We start from the raw sequence: 16,241 nt of genomic DNA on the forward strand, positions 1-16,241 counted from the left end.
CCTAGGTGAATGGTTCGACCTCGCGCAGGAATGACCGGCGGTCCAGGAAGTCGGACAGGCCGGCCTTGTGTTCGTCGCAGGCGAGCCAGGTCTTCCGCCGGTCCGGTGTGTGGATCTTCGGGTTGTTCCAGCGCAACGCCCAGGTGGCGGCGTTGCCGCAGCCCCTGGCGGAGCAGGTGGTCGATGCAGCTTCTTCAGTCACATTCCCGGCATTCCTGAGGTCTCAATAATCAATAGTGGCAAAAATGAAGCGACGTCGGACAGCCACGGGGGGAGCCGTCCGACGCCGCATCAAGTCCCTGAATTCCACTGCTGAACTTCAGAGCACGCGGGAGATTCTGACACGAATCAGTCCAAGTTTTCCAGTCCCGGCCCAGATCACTTTTCGGTGTCGGTCCGGCGGTCCTGAATCGGCTCGTCGCCGGCCGGTACGACGGTCGTCCGGCCGTCCCCGATCGCGGTCCGGCCGGGGGCGATGAACGGGCTCGCGCCGTCCTGGGTCGCGGACCGATGGGCGTTCGCCAGCACGACCGCGAAGTACGGCAGCGCGATCGCGCCGACCACGAACGCCCAGCGCCACGGCGACGGGGTGACGACAGCGAGGACGAAGCAGACCACCCGGATCGACATCATCCAGGCGTACCGCACGATCCGGCTGTCCAGATCCTCCGACCGGCCCGGCTGCGCACTGGTCACCGAGATGACCGCCGCGCCGCTCCGCTCATGGCGTCTCGACATCTATCCTCCTCACCAGGAACAACGGTACGCCGCGCTGCCTCCGCAGTGGAGGCCGGGCGCAGCCAGTCTGGAGAGAGGTATGTCATGACCGATCGCACGTACCGCGTGACAGAGATCGTCGGCACCTCGAAAGAGGGCATCAACCAGGCGATCACCAACGGCATCAGCCGGGCCGGGGAGACCCTGCGGCACCTCGACTGGTTCGAGGTGACAGAGATCCGCGGCCACGTCGTCGACAACGAGATCGACCATTACCAGGTGGGTATGAAGGTCGGCTTCCGGCTCGAAGACTCCTGAGGCCCGGACCTCGGTCGCGGTGAGATAGCGTTCCTCCGATCGACGACGTGAGGAGGGCTTGTGGGCAGGTCTGTGCTGGTGACCGGAGGCAACCGGGGTATCGGTCTGGCGATCGCTACCGCGTTCAAGGAGGCCGGTGACCAGGTCGCCGTCACCTACAACTCGAGCCCGCCTCCGGACGGCTTCCTCGGGGTGAAGTGCGACATCACCGACCAGGCGCAGGTCGACGCCGCGTTCGACACGATCGCGGAGCAGCAGGGCCCGGTCGAGGTGCTGGTCGCGAACGCCGGCATCACCCGCGACACGCTCCTGCTGCGGATGTCCGACGACGACTGGGACCAGGTCCTGCAGACCAACCTGACCGGCTCGTTCCGGGTCGCCCGCCGGGCCGCGAAGGGCATGCTGCGGCTGCGCAGGGGCCGGATCGTGTTCATCTCCTCGGTGGTCGGCCTGCTCGGCTCGCCCGGCCAGGTGAACTACGCGGCCAGCAAGTCCGGCCTGATCGGGATGGCCCGGTCGATCGCCCGCGAGCTGGGCAGCCGCGGCATCACCGCGAACGTGGTCGCGCCCGGGTTCGTCGAGACCGACATGACCGCCGTACTGCCGGAAGAGACCCAGAAGCAGTACCTCAGCCAGATCCCGCTCGGCCGGTTCGGGCTGACCGAGGAGGTCGCGAACGCGGTCCGCTGGCTGTCGTCCGACGAGGCCGGCTACATCACCGGTGCGGTGATCCCGGTCGACGGCGGCATCGGCATGGGCAACTGATGGGCATCCTCGACGGCAAGCGGATCCTGGTCGCCGGAGTCACCCTCGACTCGTCGATCGGCTTCGCCACGGCCAAGGTGGCGCAGGAACAGGGCGCCACCGTGCTGATCTCGAACTTCGGCCGCGCGCTGAGCATCACCAGGCGGATCGCGAAGCGGCTCCCGGTCGAGCCGCCGGTGCTGGAGCTCGACGTCACGAACGCCGAGCACCTGGCGGCGCTGCCGGACGCGGTCCGGGAGCACGTCGACGGTCTGGACGGCGTCGTGCACTCGATCGCGTACGGGAACCCGGAGACGATCCTCGGCGGCAAGTTCCTGGACGGCCCGTGGGAGGACGTGGCGCAGGCCGTCCACGTCTCGGCGTACAGCCTGAAGGCGCTCGCGGTCGCCTGCGCGCCGTTGATGAGCCGCGGCAGCAGTGTGGTCGGGCTGACCTTCGACGCGACCGTGGCCTGGCCCGGGTACGACTGGATGGGGGTCGCGAAGGCGGCGCTCGAGTCGACCAGCCGGTACCTCGCGCGTGACCTCGGTGCGCAGGGGATCCGCTGCAACCTGGTGTCGGCCGGCCCCCTGAAGACGCTGGCCGCGAAGGCGATCCCGGGCTTCGAGAAGTTCGAGGAGCCGTGGCTGGACCGTGCTCCGCTGGGCTGGGACCCGTCCGACCTGGAGCCGACCGGGCGCACCATCGTCGGGCTGCTCAGCGACTTCTTCCCGTCGACGACCGGCGAGATCATCCATGTCGACGGCGGTTACCACGCGATGGGAGCGTAGTGGCAACTTCTCTGGTCGAGCTTCGCGTCCTGGACGGCGCGAACCTCTACTTCAGCCGAGCGGCGGTCAAGCTGACGCTCGACGTGTCGGCGCTCGTCGACGCACCTGCGCCGGCCGCGAAGGCGTACGCGCAGGCGATCGGCCTCGGCGCCACCCGTCCGGGCCGGATCGGCTCCGGGTTCCGGCAGCGGTTCGCGATCCGCGTCGTCGGTCACGTCGTACGGCGGATCGCGCGCACGGCCGGGATCGGCCGGATCGGTGTCCGGGTGCGGCCGGAGTCCGACGTACGGCGGCTCGTGGTGGCGTTCCCCTGGGCGCACGAGGGCCGGGCGCGGGCGCTCGGCGCGGCGATCGTCGAGGTGCTGGACGCCTTCGGTCCTGATGACACCGGCGACCTGGCGGAGCTGATCGCGTCCGTCGGTGAGCGGGTCCGGGACGAGCCGCCGGGCAACCCGCCTCCGACGCTGCGGCCGAAGGTGCCGGTGGTCGCGGTGACCGGGACGAACGGCAAGACCACGACGTCCCGGATGATCGCGCACATCGGCCGGGCCGCCGACCTGCACGTCGGCTGGTGCAGCACCGACGGCGTGTACTTCGACGGCGAACTGATCAAGTACGGCGACTTCTCCGGCCCGAGCGGCGCGGCCCAGGTGCTGTCCCAGCCGGGGATCCAGCTCGCCGTGGTCGAGACCGCGCGCGGCGGGATCCTGCGCCGCGGCGTCGGCGTCGCGTACAACGACGTGTCGGTGGTCACCAATGTCACGTCGGACCACCTCGGGCTGGGCGGTATCGACACCGTCGACCAGCTCGCCGAGGTGAAGGCGGTGATCACGCAGATCACCCGGCCGCGCGGCTGGTGCGTGGTCAACGGCGACGACCCGCGGACGTTCGCGATGCGGCTCGGTTCGCCGGCGAAGTGCTGGGTGTTCTCCCGGGACGCGGACTCGCCGTCGATCCGGGCCGTGCTCGACGAGGGCGGCCGGGCGACCACCGTGCTCGACGGTTTCGTCACGGTGCTGGACAACGCCCGCGACCCGGAGCCGCTGCTCAAGGTGGCCGACGTACCGATGACGCTGTCCGGGCTGTCGCACTACAACGTGGAGAACACGCTGGCCGCGGCGTCGGCGGCGCTCGGGCTCGGGCTGCCGCGGGCGGCCGTGATCGAGGGGCTGAGCACGTTCGCGCCGAACGAGAACAACCCCGGCAGGATGAACCTGTACTCGCTGCGCGACTTCACCGTGGTGATCGACCTCGCGCACAACGAGGCCGGGCTGGAGGCGCTGATCGAGATCATGAACGGCGTCAAACCCGAGGGCGGCCGGCTGCTGCTGGCGCTCGGGTCGCCGGGGGACCGGGCCGACGACATGGTCGCGGCGCTCGGCGCGATGGGCGCCCGGGCCGCCGACCGGGTCGCGATCGGCCACAAGAGCGACTACCTGCGCGGACGGCCGCCGGCGGAGCTCGAGGCGGTGTTCCGGGCCGGGGCCGCGTCGGTCGGCGTGGACGACGTACCGGCGTTCCCGACCGAGCTGGCGGCGGCGCAGGCGCTGGTCGCGGAGGCACAGGCGGGCGATGTGGTGGCGGTCATGTCTCTGCAGGATCGGGCGAGTCTTGACGCCTGGTTGCGGTCCCAGGGAGCTACTGTCGACACACCGGAGATCTTGAAGAGCAAGGTCGAGAGAGCCCAGCACTAGCCCCGACGGTCCGCCCGCTCGGGGTGGGAACGGGGTTGTGATGCGCTACCTGTGGTCGATCCCGGCCGCGGTGGTCGCCTGGTTTGTGGGCGGCTTCTCCGCGACGTACCTGAAGGGACTCCCGGAGGGTACGACGTACTTCGTACCGCCACGGGTCGACCTGCTGGTGCTCGGCGGGTTCGCGGGCGGGGTGCTCGCGGGGCTGCTGATCGGGCGGATCCGGATCGCCGTACCGGTGGTACTGGTCGTTGCCGCGGGCATGTGGTGGGCGACCGGGACCTCGTTCGGCGAGCTCCGCCTGCTGATCACGTTGCTGGTGGCAACCGCCGTCGGCGGGTTCTTCGGCGCGATCGGCGCCAGGAGTTCGGTGGTCGCGGCGTTCGCGCTGGCGCTGCCGATCGCCTGGACCGCGATGCGTCCGGCCGAGCAGCTGACCGACTGGCGCTGGCTGTGGCAGCTGAACGGCGCGCTGGTCGGCGCGGGACTCGCGCTGCTGCTCTACATCGCCTGCTGGAAGCGCGGCTGGCGGTCGGTCGGCGCGTGGATCCCGCTGACCGGGTTCTATCTGGTGTGCTTCGCGGTCGTCGAGTCGGTCCGGCTGATCAGCACGTCGTCCGGGAAGCCGATGGACGCGGTCGGCAACGCGTCGACCGAGGCGTTCTTCCAGTCGTTCGCGCCGCTGCTGCGTGAGTACTGGCCGTGGCTGGTGGTCGGCGTACTGCTGGCGATCCCGATGGTCACGCTCAAACTGCGCGCGCTGCCGCCGGCGCCACCTCCCGCCGACCCGTACGCCGACAGGTCGAACGACGCCGTACTGTCCGACGACCTGGACTGGATCGACCGCGACGAGCCCCGCCGCCGGCTGCTGGCGCGACGGGATCCCGTCAGCTGACGGTCTCCTCCGTGATCTCTTCGTCAGGTTGGACGAAGTCCGGGTCGCCGCCCTCGTCGCCGGAGCGGGCGCCCGCCTGGGCCAGGTGGGAGACCGACTCGAGTTCGGCCAGGACCTGCTGGTGCTGGTCGACGCAGAGGACGACGAGGTCGCCCGGGTTCGACAGGTCGAGCGCGTAGCGGACGGCGTCGAGTTCGTCGAGTACGACGTCGACCCGCCGGCAGCGGGCGCCGTCCTCCATCGCGGCCCGGACTCCTGCCGTGACCAGGTTCGCCGCCTCGCCGCGCTTGCGGCCGCGCAGCCGTGCGTCCTCGCGGGACACGACCGCGTCGAAGTGCTGCGCCGCGACCTCGCCGAGCTCGCGGATGTCGTCGTCGCGCCGGTCGCCCGCGGTCGCGATCACACCGATCCGGGATGGCCGGCCGAGCTCTGACGACGCGTTCAGGCTCTCGCCGAGCCGGTCGACGAAGTCGCCGAGCATCCGCATCGCCGGGGCGTTGTGGCAGTAGTCGACGATCACGGTGCGGCCGTCGACGTCGATCTCGTTCAGCCGGCCGGGGGACAGGTAGTACGACGTGCTGAAGGTCCGCAGGCCCTGCCGGATGTCGTGCAGCGGCGCACCGGCCGCGAACGCCGCCGCGGCCGCCGCCATCGCGTTCTGCACGTTCATCATCGCCCGCCCGCCGAACGTTGCCGGCAGCAAGTGTGTCCAGGCGAGCTGCATCGACCGGCGGCCGTGTTTCACCACGATCATGTCGCCGAGCTCCGACCGCTCCAGCACCACGGCCCGCCCGCCGCGCCGGCAGTGTCCCTCGATGTAGTCCCGGACCTCGCTGCCCGGCTCGGACATGCTGAACCAGACGACCTGCCCCGAGCACTTCCGGCGCATCTTCCGGACCAGCGGGTCGTCGGCGTTCAGGACGGCGTACCCGGTCCGTGGCACCGCCTCGACCAGCACCGACTTCACGTCGGCGAGCTGTTCCAGGGTGTCGATGCCGCGCAGACCGAGGTGGTCGGGCTGCACGTTCAGCACGACGGCCACGTCGTTGCGCTCGTACCCGAGTCCCTCGCGCAGGATCCCGCCGCGGGCCACCTCGAACACGGCGAAGTCGACCCGCGGGTTCTGCAGCACCATCCGCGCGGACTTCGGGCCGGACGCGTCCTGCCGGATCACCAGCCGCTCGTCGATCACGATGCCGTCCGTCGACGTCATCCCGACCTTCCGGCCGAGACCCTTGAAGACGTGGCTGATCATCCGCGACGTGGTGGTCTTGCCGTTGGTCCCGGTCACGGCGACGATCGGGATCCGGCTGGTCGCGCCCGGCGGGAACAGCATGTCCACGACCGGCTTCGCGATGTACTGCGGCTCGCCGATCGTCGGGTTGGTGTGCATCCGGAACCCGGGCGCCGCGTTCACCTCGCAGATCGCGCCGCCGGTCTCGCGCACCGGCTGGGTGATGTCCGGGCAGATGAAGTCGATGCCGGCGATGTCCAGCCCGATCATCCGGGCCGCCTCCTCGGCGATCTCGACGTTCTCCGGGTGCGCCTCCCAGGTCCGGTCGATCGAGATCCCGCCGGTGGACATGTTGCCGGTGAGCGTCAGCTTCACCATCACGTCCTCGGGCGGTACGTCGTCCAGCTCGAAGCCCTGGTCGCGGACCAGTTGCCGGGCCGCCGCGTTGATCGTGATCCGGGTGAGGATCTTCTCGTGCCCGACCCCGCGCCGCGGATCGGCGTTGGTGATGTCAACGAGTTCGGCCACCGTGTGCACGCCGTCGCCGACCACGTGCGCGGGCACCCGCTCGGCGATCGCCTCCATCCGGCCGTTGATGATCAGGCACCGGTAGTCCTTGCCGGTGACGAAGTTCTCCACGATCACGAACCCGCGCCGGGACTGCTCGGCCGCGATCGGGAACGCGTCGCGGAGTGCGTCGGCGTCCGGCAGGTTCAGGCAGACACCGCGCCCGTGGTTGCCGTCCAGCGGCTTGCACACCACCGGATACCCGATCTTGTGCGCGACCGAGACCGCTTCCTCGACCGTGCGGACCGACTCCGAGCGCGGCACCGGCAGGCCGGCGGACGCGAGCAGCCGGGTGGTCAGGTCCTTGTCGCTCGCGACGTCGACCGCGATCGATCCGGTCTCGGACGTCATCGTGGCCCGGATCCGCTTCGCGTGCACGCCCTGCCCGAGCTGCACCAGGCTGGCCTTGTTCAGCCGGATCCACGGGATGTCCCGGGACACCGCCTCGTCCACGATCGCCTGCGTGGACGGGCCGAACGCGGTCCGCTCGGCCTGCTTGATGAACTTCTCGAGCTCCTGCGTGAAGTCGAACGCCGGGTCCGGCTCGACCAGGTTGTTCACGAACCGTACGGCGAGTTCGCCCGCGGCCAGCCCGACCGCCTCGTCGGCGTACGCGTAGGTGATGTTGTAGACGCCCGGCGAACCCTTCACCTGCCGCGTCTTGCCGCGCCGCATGTCGTGGCCGGCCTCCTGCTGCAACTGGAGCGCGACGTGTTCGGAGATGTGCCCGAGCCAGGTGCCTTCGTCCAGCCGCTCGATGAAGCCGCCGCGGCGGCCGCGCGAGCAGTGGTGCTGGTCGAGCCGGGGCAGGTCCGCGAGCAGCCGCTCGGTGAAGCCGGGGATCGTGTTCGACGGGAACTTCTCCAGCGAACCGAGGTCGACGACCAGGTGGATCGCGGGCTCGTAGCTCCAGATGTTCGGGCCGCGGTAGACGCGGGTCTCGATGATCTTCAGGTCAGGAGACGGTGTTGCATCGGTCATTGGGCGTCACTGTTCTGGTTGCGTGCGGTCGGGGAGCTCAGAGGTTTGCTGCGAGTCGGCGCCGGCCTTGATCGGCTCGGTCGCCTCCGGTCTGGACTCCCCGGCCCCGATCGTTGTGGCCGCCTTGGTACGGCGTCCCGCCCGCCGCTTGCGTTCCGCGTAGTACCGCGGGGACACGCCCTCCGCGGCGATCTCCTTCGCGAGCTTGCGCAGGTCCGCCTCGGCCGCCGCCATCTCGGCGATCTCCTCGGCCGGCGGCTGCGGCCCGTACGACAGCAGCACCCGGTTCTGCAGGTCGAACGTCGCGGTCGCGGGCAGTACGTGCAGGACGACGCCGGACGCGAGGATCGGCTCGGAGCGCTTCGCGTTGGGCGCGTTCGAGGTGATCCGGGTGCCGTCGAAGATCGTCACCGCGCCGCGGCCGACGACCTCCAGGTGGCTGCCGCGGACGACCGCCGCGGTGTCCTCGTCGACGCCGATCCCGAGCAGGCCGGGGGACTGCGCGACCAGCGAGAGCAGCCGGCCGTACCGGTTCCGCTGGGCGAAGTGCTGGTCGACGATCGCGCCCTGCACCAGGCCGAGACCGCCCGCCAGCTGGCTCATCCGCTGCCGCGGGGTGGCGCCGGACCGCCCGAACGCGATCATGTGCTCCGCGAGGATGCTCGCGCCGGCCGACGTACCGCCGACGGCCGCCCCACGCGCGTGCGCGGCCGTCACCGCGCGGCCGAACGCCGTACCGGTGACGACGCCCGCGAGCTTGAGCTGGTTGCCGCCGGTCATGAAGATCCCGGTGGCGTCGTTCAGCGGCGCGATGAAGGCCGGGTCGTCGGCGTCCTCCCGGTTCTCCGGGCGGACGCCGACCACGCTCTCGGCCCCCAGGGCGGCGAAGAGCGCGCGGTACACGTCGATGACGTCGGGCCCGAGCGCGGACGCCGTCGGCACCACGACGATCCGCGCCTTCGACCCACCGGCCGCCTCGACGAACTCCTGCAGCACCGTCCGCTTCTTCAGCTTGTCCTCGGCACCACCAATAGCAAACAGGGCTCCCGGCCCACCCTGCAGTTCAGACATAACCGGAATGGTAGGTGCTCACCCCCGCCCACCCCCAACTTTGGGAAGCCACCGACCATTCCGCGCGCCCTTCCGTGGTTGGTGGCTTCTCAAAGTCGGGGATGTGGGGCGTACGGAGCCTCAGTGGGTGAACGTGTACCAGTTCAGGTTGACGTAGTCGGCGGGTTGGCCGCTGGTGAAGGTCAGGTAGATGTCGTGGGTGCCGGTGGTCGTGGAGATGTTGGCGGGGACGGTTCGCCAGGACTGCCAGCCGCCGGTGTTCGCGATCGCGAAGCTGCCGATCGGGGGGTTGGACCTGCTGTCCAGGCGTACTTCGACCAGGCCGCTGACCCCGGCTGCGGCGCCGGACGCGACGCGGGCGACGAACTGTGTTGCCGGCGTGCTGCCGAAGTCGATGCCGCGGTACAGGGCCCAGTCGCCGTTGCCGATCTGCATCAGGTTCTGGCCGCCGCCGGTGTCGGTCGTGGTCTCCAGGCCCATGCCCGACTGCTGGCTGTACGCCTCCGCCTGCAGGGTGCTGTACGCCGACGAGCTCGGCGGGGGAGTCGTACCGCCGCCCTTCGTCGAGACCGCGACGTAGTCGACGACCATCGGCTTGTCCGGGACCGTCGACGCGCGCGGCGTCGGGCCGTTCAGCGCGTCCGGGAACGCGCCGCCGATCGCGAGGTTCAGCAGCACGAAGTACCCCGCGTGCGACGTCATGTTCGACCAGGTGTCCGCCGGGAACTGGCTCTTGCTGAGTGAGTGGAACTGCTGCCCGTCGACGTACCACCTGAGCTGGTTCGGTGTGACGGACGTGTCCCACTCGAAGCGGTACGTGTGGAACGCGGACTGGCAGGCCGATCCGGGACACGCGCGGTTCGCGCCGAGGCCGGTGGTCTCGTTGCAGGGGCCGCCCGGGTTCACGCCGCAGTGCAGCACGCCCCAGACCGAGTCGATCCCGTTGACGTTCTCCATGATGTCGAACTCGCCGATGCCCGGCCAGTTCCAGTAGTTCCCGCGGTACGGCGAGCCGAGCGCCCAGAACGCCGGCCAGTACCCGAGCGCGGCGTCACCGGTGACGTTCGGCATCTGGATCCGGCTCTCGATCGCCAGCACCCCTCCGGCCGGCGGCTTGAAGTTCGCGCGCTGGGACTCGATCCGGGCCGACGTCCAGTTGCCGGCCGCGTCCCGGCGCGGGGTGATCTTGAGGTTGCCGGCGCCGTCGAGGGAGAGGTTGTCCGGGCTGTTCGTGTAGTTCTGGATCTCGCCGGTACCCCAGTTCCCGGGGCCGCCCGGGTAGCCGTGGCCGGTGTCGACGATCCAGTTCGTGCTCGACGGCAGGCTGCCGCTCGGGCCGTCGAAGTCGTCGCTCCACACCGTCGACCAGCCGGCCGGCGGCGGTGGCACGTTGGCCTCGGCGACGACGCGGGTCGAGGCGACGGCGAGGAGCGGGATGATCAGGGCGAGTGCGAGGGGGCGGATCCGCATGTCGACCTCCAGGGGCGGTGGATGAGGTCAATGGGAGCGCTCTCACGTCCTGGTGTCAACAGCTCGTCACAGCTGCGTGCGGTAGACCGTCGTACTGCGCCGGACCGACATGCCGAGGCGCTGGTACATCGCGAGTGCGCCGGTGCCGGAGTGCGTCCAGAGCGTCAGCGTCCGCCGCCCCCGCCGCCCGGCCTCCTGCGCGGCGACGGTCAGCAGGGTGCGGGCGATGCCGCGGCCGCGGAAGTCCTTCCGTACGGCGACCTGGTCGACGTACCCGTCGGGGGAGTCCGGGAGCTCCAGCCCGATCACGACCCCGACGATCTCGGATCCGGCGAGTGCGACCGGCGACAGCGCGGGGTCGAAGCTCGGCCGCTCGATACTCGTCCCGGCCCACTCCTCGTACCCGTGCCGGCGCGGCTGCCACTCGTCGAACGCGTCCTGCACGACCTGGTGCGCCACCGGCTCGTCACCCGGCGCGAACGGCCGTACCGTCACCCCGTCCGGCACCGTCGGCGCCTCGCCGTCGACCGGCCGTTCGAGCAACCAGTTGGTCGCGAGTACGTCGTACCCGCGCGACCGGAGCAACGCCGAACCGGCCTCGTCCGCGTCGTCGACCGTCTGTGCGAGCCAGTCGCTCTCGTGCTCACGGGCCCGCGCCTCCGCCCAGTCGAGCAGTTCGGTGCCCAGGCCGCGTCCGGCGTACGACGGATGCACGTCGATCTGTGAGCGCCGCCCGCCGTGCACCCACGCCCAGGCGATGACGTCACCGCTCGGCGTTTCGACGACACGCGTGTCGAGGTCGAGCGTGATCAGCGGACGCTGGAGGTCAGCGGCGACAGCGTCCGCCGCCGACTCCACCTGCCCGTGCCACGCCTGCTCGTTGGCGGCAATGATCGCGTGGATCGCCGGTGCGTCCTCGAGGGTCGCGGGGCGGCTCTGGAATTCCATGGGTTGAGGCTAGGGCGTGTCTCTTAGGCCGGGTTGTCGGCGTCGGCGGTCTCGACTTCCTCACGGGTGATGCCGAGGAGGTAAAGGATCGTGTCCAGGTACGGGACGCTGAGGTGGGTGTCGGCGGCGGCCCGGACCACGGGCTTGGCGTTGAACGCGACGCCGAGGCCGGCGGCGGCGAGCATGTCGAGATCGTTGGCGCCGTCACCGATCGCGACGGTCTGGCTGAGCGGCGTACCGGAGCGGGCGGCGAACTCCTTCAGGGCGGTGGCCTTGCCCGGCCGGTCGACGATCTCGCCGACCACGCGGCCGGTGAGCCTGCCGTCGGCGATCTCCAGCTCGTTGGCCTTCGCGTAGTCGATGCCGAGCTCGGCGGCGAGCTGGCCGGTGATCTGGCTGAACCCGCCGCTGACGATCGCGAACTGGTACCCGAGCCGCTTCAGCGTCCGGACCAGGGTGCGCGCGCCGGGCGCCAGCTCGATGGCGGCGTACACCTCGTCCAGCGCCGACACCGGCAGGCCTTCGAGTGCCGCCACCCGGTGCCGCAGCGACTCGGCGAAGTCCAGTTCGCCGCGCATCGCCTGCTCGGTGACCGCGGCGACCTCCGCCAGCCGGCCGGCGTGCGCGGCGAGCATCTCGATGACCTCGCCCTGGATCAGCGTCGAGTCGACGTCCATCACGATCAGCCGCTTCGCCCGCCGGTACAGCCCGCCGTCCTGGACGGCGATGTCGAGGCTCTGCCGGACGCCCTCCTGGGCGAGCACGGTGCGCAGCGCCTCGGGTTCGACACCGGAGACGGCGATCTCCATCGCGGTCACGGGGTACCGCGCCATCCGGCTGATCCGGTCGATGTTCGCGCCGGTGTCGGCGATCCGGCCGGCCACCGCGGCGAGCCCGGCGGCCGACAACGGGTGACCGATGATGGTGACCTGGCTGCGGCCCTTGCGCCGCGGTTCGTTGTCGCCGACACCCTTTTTCACCGAGATGTCGACGTCGAGGAGGTTCGCGAGCGCCTTCAGTTCTTCCTTCAGGTTCTTGTGGTCGCGCGGCGCGGTCAGCAGTACGCCGAGCACCAGGCGGCCACGCAGGACGACCTGCTCGGCGTCGATCACCTCGAGCCCACGGGTCGCCAGGGTGGACAGCACTGCGGACGTCAGCCCCGGCCGGTCGGTCCCCGTCAACGTCACCAGCAACGTCGGCCGCTCGGCCGCCGCCGTCTCCACCTCACCCAGTCCTGTCATCTCGCACCGAACGCTACCTAAATGAGATGACAGTCCAGCGGCCGGTCCAGATCTCAAGCATGAACGGGCGGAGCACAGGCTGCTACGAGGGCGCGGCGTGCTGCGGCGGCCAGCCCGAGGAGTGCCCGTCGGCGGGCGTCGGCCTCGGCGCCGGTTACCGCGGCGCCGTCGTCCTCCAGTGCGGCGTCCGCGATCGCGAGACATCTCCGGGCCGTCGCCGCGGTCCTCACCGCTCGGGGTTCGTACCCCGGCGCCAGCTCGTCGCCAGTGCCACGCCCGATCTTCCGGATGTCGATCAGCGCGTCCGCCACCTCCGGCTTCCACTTCGCGACCTCGAGCGCCGCCAGCGACTCGGCCGCGTCGATCAGCGCCATCCGCAACCCCCGGTCCGCCTCACCGAAGTCCGCGGGCAGCGGGCTCGTGGCCGGCAGCACCGACCACTGCACAGCCGGCCCGACGTACGCCGGAACCAGCCCGATCTCCGGCCCCGTGAGTACGACGGCCTCGCCGGTCTCCAGCGCCGCCTCGTTGAAGGCGGGCGGCCCGGCCAGCCCGATCGGATCGCCCGGCACCGGCAGCGCGAGATGCGCCTGCGTCGTACCCGCAGCACGCAACAGGTTCAGCGCCACCGGCAACGTGGCCGGCTCGGGATGCCCGGCGAGACCCGCGACGTGGTGACCGACGTCGTCGCCGAGGATCTTGTGCGCGGCGGTGTCGGGATCGCAGGCGCCGGTCAGCATCGCGTTCGTCCAGACGGTGAACCGGACCGAGGCGGAGGTCGTCAGCACGCCCGTAAGTCTCGCACCACCCACCAGCAGGCCGAAAACGGCGACCCCTTAGGTTTTGAGCATGACTGCAGTGGTGGAGCTGGCCGGGGTGTCGGTCGTTCGGGGGGACGCGCGTCTGCTCGACGGGATCGACTGGACGATCGACGAGGCCGACCGGTGGGTGGTGATCGGGCCGAACGGTGCCGGCAAGACCACGCTGCTGCAGATTCTGGCCGCCCAGGTGCACCCGACGTCCGGGGTCGCCGGGCTGCTCGGTGAGGTGCTCGGCGCGGTCGACGTGTTCGAGCTGCGCCCGCGGATCGGGCTGACCAGCGCCGCGCTCGCGGACCGGCTGCCGAAGAGCGAGCGGGTGTCCGACGTCGTCGTCTCCGCGTCGTACGCCGTCCTCGGCCGCTGGATCGAGGAGTACGACGAACTGGACCACGAACGGGCCGGTGCGTTGCTGGCCGAGCTCGGGATCGCGCACCTGGCGGACCGGACGTTCGGCACCCTGTCCGAGGGGGAGCGTAAGCGCGTGCAGATCGCCCGCGCGCTGATGACCGACCCCGAGCTGATGCTGATGGACGAGCCGGCCGCGGGCCTGGACCTTACGGGTCGCGAACAGCTGGTCCGTTCGCTGAGTTCGATCGCGACCGCGACCGGTGCACCCGCGATGGTGCTCGTCACCCACCACGTCGAGGAGATCCCGCCGGGCTTCACGCACGCGCTGCTGCTCAAGCAGGGCACGATCGTGGCCGCCGGCCCGATGGACCAGGCGCTGACCGCGGAGAACCTCAGCGACACCTTCGACCTGGCCCTCACCCTCAAGCAGGAGGACGGCCGCTACACCGCCCGCGCCCTCTGACCCCGGATCCCGCGCCCGCGGTGACGCGTCATACACCTACTGGAAGCCCCCAACGCGGATAGGCTTGGTAGATGATGGATTGGCTGCGGGACAACATGTGGGCGGCGTGGCTGACGATCGCCGCCGTCCTCGGTCTGGCCGAACTGGCCTCGCTCGACTTCACGTTGCTGATGCTGGCCGCCGGCGCGCTCACCGCCGCCGGGGTGGCCGCGTTCTTCCCGGGGCTGCTCTGGCTGCAGATCGTCGTCGGGCTGATCACCGCGGCGGCGATGCTCGGCGCGATCCGGCCGATGATCGTCCGGAAGATCCATCACGGGCAGGTGCTCAAGACCGGTTCGGCGCATGTCATCGGCCGGACCGGCACGGTGGTGAAGGAGATCCACCCCGACGGCGGCGGCTCGATCCGGCTCGGCGGTGAGCTGTGGACGGCCCGCCCGTACGACGAGATGTCGACGATCGCGCCCGGTACCCGCGTCGAGGTGATGTCGATCGACGGCGCCACCGCGGTCGTGTACCCGGTGAGCGAGCCGCTGCCGCAAGTCGAGAGCCCGAAACCCCAGGACCCGCCGCAGTCCTGACCGTTGAGTGGTCCCCTACTCGCAGTAGTGTCGAGACAAGGCGGCTGACTGTCCGTCTGAGTGTTCGAGTGGAGGGTCGAGTGACCGCGTTCCTGATAGTCCTGGCACTGGTCGCCCTGGTGGTGATCGTGACCTTGGTCAAGTCCGTCCGGGTGGTGCAGCAGCAGACCGTCGGGATCGTCGAACGGTTCGGTAAGTTCAAGACCGGCCTGCAGCCGGGCCTGAACCTGCTGACCCCGTTCGTCGACAAGGTCCGCTACACCATCGACATGCGCGAGCAGGTGGTCGCGTTCCCGCCGCAGGGTGTCATCACCGAGGACAACCTGATGGTGTCGATCGACTCCGTCATCTACTTCCAGGTCAACGACCCGGTGCGGGCGACGTACGAGATCTCCAACTACATCCAGGCGATCGAGCAGCTGACCATGACCACGCTGCGGAACATCATCGGTGGCATGGACCTGGAGCAGACGCTGACCTCCCGCGAGGAGATCAACGAGAAGCTCCGGTACGTGCTGGACGAGGCGACCGGCAAGTGGGGCATCCGGGTGAACCGGGTCGAGCTGCGGTCGATCGACCCGCCGCCGTCGATCCAGGACTCGATGGAGAAGCAGATGCGCGCCGACCGGGACAAGCGCGCCGCGATCCTCACCGCGGAAGGGATGCGGCAGTCGGCCGTCCTGTCCGCCGAGGGCCAGAAGCAGTCCGCGATCCTCACCGCCGAAGGTGACAAGCAGTCCCGGATCCTGCGGGCACAGGCCGAGCGGGAGGCACGGATCCTGAAGGCGCAGGGTGAGGCGCAGGCCATCACCACGGTCTTCAACGCGATCCATGCCGGCAAGCCGGACCAGGGTCTGCTCGCGTACCAGTACCTGCAGATGCTGCCGTCGATCGCTCAGGGCGACGCGAACAAGCTCTGGATCGTGCCGAGCGAGATCGGCGACGCGCTCAAGGGTCTCGGCAGTGCGGTCGGCCAGGTGGCCGGCATCACGCAGAAGGCCGAGGGCGACTGGCACGCGCCGGAGCTGGCCAACGGTGAGGTGGCGGAGCTCGATACGGGCGCGGCCGCTCCGGCGGCGGTGGCCGAGGCCGACAACGCGGTCCGGGAAGCGATCGCGGCCGCCGAGTCCGCGGCCGTCAGCACCCGCGGCCAGTCCGCGCCGACGATGCCGGCGGTCCCGCCGCCGTCGCCGTCCCAGCAGCCGCCGGCCACCGAGCCTCCGGCTCAGGAACCGCCGCAGCGCTGACAGCACTCACAAGAACAGCACCCACAAGAACCCTCCTGGATCCGGTCCGGGAGGGTTCTTGCCTGTTCAGCCGCCGGACAGATCTGCGAGTGCTGGGACAGCTGCGTAAAGTCTCT

16 protein-coding genes are annotated in these 16,241 nt (G+C 70.2%); 8 read left to right on the forward strand and 8 right to left on the reverse strand.

Annotation, left to right across the window (positions count from 1 at the left end; translation table 11 throughout):
• Position 1 precedes the first annotated feature (1 nt).
• Complete coding sequence (locus JOF29_RS41750) at positions 2–202, reverse strand: hypothetical protein (RefSeq protein ID WP_209699800.1); 201 nt, start codon at positions 200–202, stop codon at positions 2–4.
• Positions 203–378: 176 nt separating this feature from the next.
• Positions 379–738: a DUF3099 domain-containing protein gene (locus tag JOF29_RS41755; RefSeq protein ID WP_209699801.1), complete on the reverse strand. Its 360-nt coding sequence runs from the start codon at positions 736–738 to the stop codon at positions 379–381.
• A gap of 84 nt (positions 739–822) precedes the next feature.
• On the opposite strand from JOF29_RS41755, the gene JOF29_RS41760 reads away from it, so the two are divergent.
• From JOF29_RS41760 to JOF29_RS41780, 5 genes are read left to right on the forward strand one after another with little or no spacing between them, the layout of a single operon-like run.
• The gene (locus tag JOF29_RS41760; RefSeq protein ID WP_209699802.1) at positions 823–1,035 is read left to right on the forward strand and encodes a dodecin; all 213 of its coding nucleotides are present in this window, start codon (positions 823–825) and stop codon (positions 1,033–1,035) included.
• Between the two features lie 60 nt (positions 1,036–1,095).
• Positions 1,096–1,800 carry a 3-oxoacyl-[acyl-carrier-protein] reductase gene (fabG, locus tag JOF29_RS41765; RefSeq protein WP_209699803.1) on the forward strand — a complete coding sequence of 235 codons (705 nt, stop codon included), beginning with the start codon at positions 1,096–1,098 and terminating at the stop codon, positions 1,798–1,800.
• Positions 1,800–2,570 carry an enoyl-ACP reductase FabI gene (gene fabI, locus JOF29_RS41770; RefSeq protein ID WP_245359940.1) on the forward strand — a complete coding sequence of 257 codons (771 nt, stop codon included), beginning with the start codon at positions 1,800–1,802 and terminating at the stop codon, positions 2,568–2,570. The genes fabG and fabI overlap by 1 nt, the downstream gene beginning before the upstream one ends.
• On the forward strand, positions 2,570–4,264 hold the full coding sequence (locus tag JOF29_RS41775; RefSeq protein ID WP_209699804.1) for a Mur ligase family protein: 1,695 nt from the start codon (positions 2,570–2,572) through the stop codon (positions 4,262–4,264). Before fabI ends, JOF29_RS41775 begins: the two co-directional genes overlap by 1 nt.
• Before the next feature lie 40 nt (positions 4,265–4,304).
• Complete coding sequence (locus tag JOF29_RS41780) at positions 4,305–5,156, forward strand: hypothetical protein (protein ID WP_209700290.1); 852 nt, start codon at positions 4,305–4,307, stop codon at positions 5,154–5,156.
• Here JOF29_RS41780 and cphA read toward each other — a convergent pair.
• The 6 genes from cphA to JOF29_RS41810 all read right to left on the reverse strand — a co-directional run bounded on the left by cphA (position 5,149) and on the right by JOF29_RS41810 (position 13,456).
• Positions 5,149–7,938, reverse strand: a complete 2,790-nt coding sequence (gene cphA / locus JOF29_RS41785; protein ID WP_209699805.1) for a cyanophycin synthetase — start codon at positions 7,936–7,938, stop codon at positions 5,149–5,151. The genes JOF29_RS41780 and cphA overlap by 8 nt on opposite strands.
• 6 nt (positions 7,939–7,944) lie before the next feature.
• Positions 7,945–9,009 (reverse strand): cyanophycinase, encoded by a 1,065-nt coding sequence (locus JOF29_RS41790; RefSeq protein ID WP_209699806.1) that lies wholly within the window; start codon positions 9,007–9,009, stop codon positions 7,945–7,947.
• A gap of 120 nt (positions 9,010–9,129) precedes the next feature.
• Positions 9,130–10,479, reverse strand: a complete 1,350-nt coding sequence (locus tag JOF29_RS41795) for a glycoside hydrolase family 16 protein (protein WP_209699807.1) — start codon at positions 10,477–10,479, stop codon at positions 9,130–9,132.
• Between the two features lie 66 nt (positions 10,480–10,545).
• Entirely contained in the window at positions 10,546–11,427 is an 882-nt protein-coding gene (locus JOF29_RS41800; RefSeq protein WP_209699808.1) for a GNAT family N-acetyltransferase, read from the reverse strand.
• Positions 11,428–11,450: 23 nt separating this feature from the next.
• Positions 11,451–12,668, reverse strand: coding sequence for a phosphoserine phosphatase SerB (gene serB, locus JOF29_RS41805; protein ID WP_209699809.1), 1,218 nt, complete (start codon positions 12,666–12,668; stop codon positions 11,451–11,453).
• Positions 12,669–12,721: 53 nt separating this feature from the next.
• Positions 12,722–13,456: an Rv1486c family protein gene (locus JOF29_RS41810; protein ID WP_307863977.1), complete on the reverse strand. Its 735-nt coding sequence runs from the start codon at positions 13,454–13,456 to the stop codon at positions 12,722–12,724.
• A gap of 61 nt (positions 13,457–13,517) precedes the next feature.
• Here JOF29_RS41810 and JOF29_RS41815 point away from each other — a divergent pair, with 61 nt between their 5' ends.
• From JOF29_RS41815 to JOF29_RS41825, 3 genes are all read left to right on the forward strand, one after another.
• Positions 13,518–14,300, forward strand: a complete 783-nt coding sequence (locus JOF29_RS41815) for an ABC transporter ATP-binding protein (RefSeq protein WP_209699810.1) — start codon at positions 13,518–13,520, stop codon at positions 14,298–14,300.
• Positions 14,301–14,371: 71 nt separating this feature from the next.
• Positions 14,372–14,878, forward strand: a complete 507-nt coding sequence (locus JOF29_RS41820) for an NfeD family protein (RefSeq protein WP_209699811.1) — start codon at positions 14,372–14,374, stop codon at positions 14,876–14,878.
• An 80-nt stretch (positions 14,879–14,958) separates the two neighbouring features.
• Positions 14,959–16,125, forward strand: a complete 1,167-nt coding sequence (locus tag JOF29_RS41825; protein ID WP_209699812.1) for an SPFH domain-containing protein — start codon at positions 14,959–14,961, stop codon at positions 16,123–16,125.
• The last annotated feature ends 116 nt before the right edge of the window (positions 16,126–16,241 follow it).

This window comes from Kribbella aluminosa (assembly GCF_017876295.1).
GTDB classification, from domain to species: domain Bacteria; phylum Actinomycetota; class Actinomycetes; order Propionibacteriales; family Kribbellaceae; genus Kribbella; species Kribbella aluminosa.